Origin of the sequence: Micrococcus sp. APC 4021, from assembly GCF_030407635.1 — a bacterium.
GTDB classification, from domain to species: domain Bacteria; phylum Actinomycetota; class Actinomycetes; order Actinomycetales; family Micrococcaceae; genus Micrococcus; species Micrococcus luteus.
This window is the reverse complement of record NZ_JASDCZ010000232.1, coordinates 1-774: the sequence shown is the minus strand read 5'-3', so window position 1 is coordinate 774 and position 774 is coordinate 1. Positions and strand designations below refer to the sequence as shown.

At 78.4% G+C, this 774-nt stretch carries 1 protein-coding gene; it reads left to right on the top strand.

Annotated features, from left to right (window positions below; all coding sequences use genetic code 11):
* Positions 1–774 (top strand): phosphatase PAP2 family protein (locus QL983_RS11350; protein WP_290153079.1); only part of this gene is annotated, 774 nt, incomplete at both ends.

Here is a 774-nt window from a genome sequence, read left to right as displayed (position 1 = left end):
CGCGCCGCCTCCCCTCGTGGACGTGGTGGCTGGCGCTGGCCGCGTGCGTGGCCGGCGTCGTGCTGGTCTACGCCGCCCTGGTGTGGTCCTCCGCCGGCCAGGTGCTCGAGTACCAGGTGTTCCGTGCCGTCGAGGAGCGCTACGCGGACACCGTGCCGGACGTGGCCTCCCAGGTGGTGCGGATCCTGCCGCTCGGGCTGGCGGTCGGCATGGCGCTGGCCTCGCTCGGCGCGCTCGCCGTGGCCCGGTGGCGGCGGCGGGGGCTGCTCGCCCTCCTCGTGCTGGCCGGGTCCAACCTCACCACGCAGCTGCTCAAGGCGGCGCTTCCGCGGCCCGAGCACGCCGACGGGGTCCCGTGGTCCGGCGGCAACTCACTGCCCTCGGGCCACATGACGCTCGCGACGGGCGCCGCTGTGGCCGCGCTGCTGCTCGTGCCCGCCCGGTGGCGACCGCTCACCACCGTCCTCGGCGCCGTGGTCAGCGCCTGCACCGGCGCCGTCGCCTACACGGAGGCCTGGCACCGGCCGTCGGACATGGCCGCCGCGGCGCTCGTGTCCGCCGCCTGGGGGCTGCTCGCCGTGCCGTTCGCCCGGTACGACGGCGCACCGCGGCCCGCACCGCGCGGCGCCCGCGGCGTGGAGGCCACGCTCTGGTCCCTGGGCGTCGCGGGCCTGGCGGCCGGGCTGGTGCTGCTGGCCCTCACCCTCGACACCCCCGCGACCAGCGGCGCCGGCCCCCACCCGGCGGCCGAGCCGGCCGGGATCCTGCTCAGCG